The organism is Prosthecobacter sp. (assembly GCF_044373815.1).
Classification (GTDB): Bacteria; Verrucomicrobiota; Verrucomicrobiia; order Verrucomicrobiales; family Verrucomicrobiaceae; genus Prosthecobacter.
In genome coordinates this window covers 1-3,468 of sequence record NZ_JBIPNG010000596.1, presented here as the reverse complement: position 1 = coordinate 3,468, position 3,468 = coordinate 1, and the positions used below count along the sequence as shown (strand labels likewise).

Annotated in this window: 2 protein-coding genes and 1 pseudogene; all 3 read left to right on the top strand. The window is 53.7% G+C overall.

Features of this window, described 5'->3' with window-relative positions; translation table 11 throughout:
* Positions 1-241: 241 nt before the first annotated feature.
* Positions 242-1,369: pseudogene (locus tag ACIREA_RS28830) on the top strand (glycosyltransferase family 4 protein).
* A gap of 99 nt (positions 1,370-1,468) precedes the next feature.
* Positions 1,469-2,599, top strand: a complete 1,131-nt coding sequence (locus tag ACIREA_RS28825) for a glycosyltransferase (protein WP_397385774.1) — start codon at positions 1,469-1,471, stop codon at positions 2,597-2,599.
* Between the two features lie 78 nt (positions 2,600-2,677).
* Positions 2,678-3,468: ABC transporter transmembrane domain-containing protein (locus ACIREA_RS28820; RefSeq protein ID WP_397385773.1), on the top strand; the 791-nt coding region annotated here is incomplete at its 3' end.

The following is a 3,468-nucleotide window of genomic DNA, read 5'->3' as shown; positions in this document are numbered from 1 at the left end:
GCCCCTGACTAATGAAGCGCCTGCCATGACAGCTAAATATATTGAATATCCAATGTGTTTTTTGTAAATCTCCACATGGATCTTGGCACAGCCTCATTTTTTATAGCGCCCGCCATTACACTTTAATGGTATTGCATTTCTAGTTTCAATGCTTTTAACTGACTGTGTTTAGGCTTTTATTTGTGAGTTGCCTTTTACCGAACAGCTATCGCAACGAACTACATTTCAACGGTTTACAACCATGTTTGCAACTCAGTCTCAACGCTGGCGCATCCTCCATTCCGGGGCTTCACTCGGTTGGGGTGGACAGGAACACCGCGTCATGGCTGAACTGATCGGCTTTCAGCAACGCGGTTGCTCAGTTTCGCTGCTGGCGCATCCGAAAAGCCAGATTATGGAGTGCGCTCAAGCGGCAGGCATTACAGCCCATGCTTGTACTTTTGACCGCAGGCTGCTGCCGATCGAGCTGCTGCGCCTGTCACTCACTTTAAGACGTGAGCGGATTCAGATCGTCAACACTCACAGCTCCCGGAATGGCTGGCTGGCGGGAATGGCCTCACGCCTGCACCGTGTGCCATTGCTGCTCCGCACCCGGCACATTGACGTGATTGATCATACGCCAAGCATCAGCAGGCACAAATTCACAACACTGGCGGATCATGCGCTGACGACGAGCAGGAAAATCACTGATTATATCCGCACGACTTTTCGACTGCCTGAGGATCACGTCACGACGCTGCCCACCGGTATTGATGTGAGCCTGTTTCACCGCGAAGGCCCCAAAGCCGAACTGCCAGTGAAAAGCGGACCAGTGGCACCACCTGTTATTGGAATGGTATCCGTGCTGCGTTCATGGAAGGGCCATGAAGTATTCTTTGATGCGATACGAAAATTACGCGAGTCGGGCCGTGAATTCCAATATGCGGTCGTCGGCGGTGGCGCTCCAATCGAGGTTTTCGCCAACATGGCAAACATCCATGGTGTGGGGGACTGTGTGCACTTCACCGGACATCGTGAGGACATTGCGGACATTTTGCGTGCGCTGAATGTGCTATGCATTCATTCTTTCAAGCATTAAGGGGTGCCACAGATCGGTCTGCAGGCGCTCGCCTGCGGCACACCGGTGGTAGGCAGTGACTGTGGTGGCATACCGGAAATCATTCTGGATGGCATTACGGGACGCATTTTTCCGATGAACAATTCCGAAGCTCTCGCTGCACGCATCGTAGAAGCGATCGACGAGCCAGAAAAGACACGCCGGATGTGCCAAGCCGGACGCGAAGTGGTGGAAAACCAGCACAGTCTCGATACTATGCTGGACCATATCAGCGACATCCATGCGCGCTATATTGACCGCCCAGCAGGATAAAAACACTGCATCCCCAGCAAGGCAGACGTTTACTTGAAAATTCACGCCAAAAAAGGGGTTGGCTCCATGCCGCTTGAGGAATAGAGCAGCGTGGACTTCATGGCTGATTCAACTTCTCTCAAACGCGTCTGGCGCATTGCCCACTCCGAAGCCTCCCTTGGTTGGGGAGGTCAGGAACACCGAATTCTGGCGGAAATAAACGGATTCCGCCGCCGCGGCAGCGAGGTGTGGCTGATCGCCCCCATGGACAGCCAGATTTATCAACGCGCCAGCCAGGCTGGGGTGCAGGTTCTGGCCCAGCGTTTCAATCAGCGCTGCCTTCTGCCATTTCACGTCCTCCGACTTGCCTGGTGGCTGCGTCGCCATCGCATTGAAATCGTGAATCCACACAGTTCACGGGATGGCTGGATGCTGACCCTTGCGGCACGCATCGCTCGAGTGCCGCTGATCATCCGCAGCCGCCATTTTGACGTCCCCATTCCGAACAAATCGCTCAGCCGCTTGATGTATAAAGAGTGGAGTCATCACATCATTACGACCAGCCCCAAAATCACCAGTTCGCTGATTTTCACCTTTGATCTGGACGCGGGAGAAATCACCACCCTGCCTACGGGGGTCGACCTCGAACGCTTCAAGCCGGAGGGGACAAAAGCGGATTTTTCAGCTCATGTGCCGTCCGCTCAAACACCCCTCATTGGCATGATCACAGTGATTCGTGCCGCCAAGGGCATTCAAATCCTGGCAGAGGCCGTACATTTGCTCAAAACTCAGCATGGCATTCATGTCCACTGCATCATCGCCGGGGAGGGGCCGGCGCTCGATTATGTAAAGTCCGTGGTTTCACAGTTCTCGGTGGGGGATCAATTCACCTTTTTAGGCCATCGGGAAGATGTGCCCGAAATCATGCGGGCACTCGACATCATTGCCATCCCCTCTTTCCACGAGGCCATCCCCCAGTCAGGCTTGCAAGCCCTGGCCATTGGAGTTCCAGTCGTAGCCAGTGATGTAGGCGGCATTCCCAGCATTATCAAGCAGGGTGAAACAGGCCGGCTCGTACCGCCACATGACGCCGCCGCGCTTGCCGCCGCCATTCGTGAAACCCTGGAGGAAAAGCTCCGAACCCAGGCAATGTGCCGCGCTGGGCAGGAGTTTATCGTGAATCATCACAGTCTTGATACGATGCTGGACAGGTTGGATGCCATCTATCGTCAGCATCTCGGCGAGCGTTGAGCCTTGTGCTGGTGCCATTTCACCAGCTAGTATGACAGCAACACTCGGCATTTTCCACCCCCTGATACATTATCGTTCATGCACCTTACGGAAGACCTTCAGTTCGCAGCCCTGGTTAAAAAAACGCTCACATCCATATGGAAGTATGTCCTTCCATATCGCGGTCGTTTCGCATTGAGTGTCCTGCTTGGAATGCTCAGCGCTGTATTCAACGGATTCATGCTGATTGGTTTCCAGCTGATCTTCTCACTGGTTTTGAAAGGCAAGACACGCACTCTGGGAGAGGGCACCGAACTGCCTTTGATTGGTGAAATCAACCTGGCAAAGATGTTTGGGCTCGACGCTGATGCCCCGATTGGTTTGACGGGTGTCATGATCGCCTGCTCTTTCATTCCCGTTCTGATCTTTCTGCGCGGCTTTTTTGGTTATCTTTCCAGCTACATGCAGGCGTGGGTGACAAGCAAGGTGGCCTTTCAGCTTCGCAATGATGCCTTCCATTGCGTGATGCGGCAGTCTCCGGTCTTTTTCAATTCCGCCAAAACAGGCGAACTGATGCAGACGGTCGTCAACCAAACTGCCACGGTTCAGCGCAATGCCATGCAGCTGATTCAGATTCTTGCGCAGCGCCCCTTGACCATTATTTCCATTCTTGTTGTCCTTTTTGCTCAGGATTGGTTTTTCACCCTCATGTCACTCGTCGTCTTCCCGGCCTGCCTCCTGCCGATTATTCGCATCGGCAAGCGGGTGCGAAAATCAGGAGCTCGTGAGGAATATGATTCCAGAGAGCTGATGGTGGCCATGCAGGAATCCTTTTCGGGCATCCGGCTGGTCAAAGCCTATGCCGGCGAAAAACATGCCGAGCAGCGCTT

Bases quoted from the DNA above. Each gene is read 5' to 3' on its own strand.
- ACIREA_RS28825 (WP_397385774.1), top strand. From the start codon at position 1,469: ATGGCTGATTCAACTTCTCTCAAACGCGTCTGGCGCATTGCCCACTCC.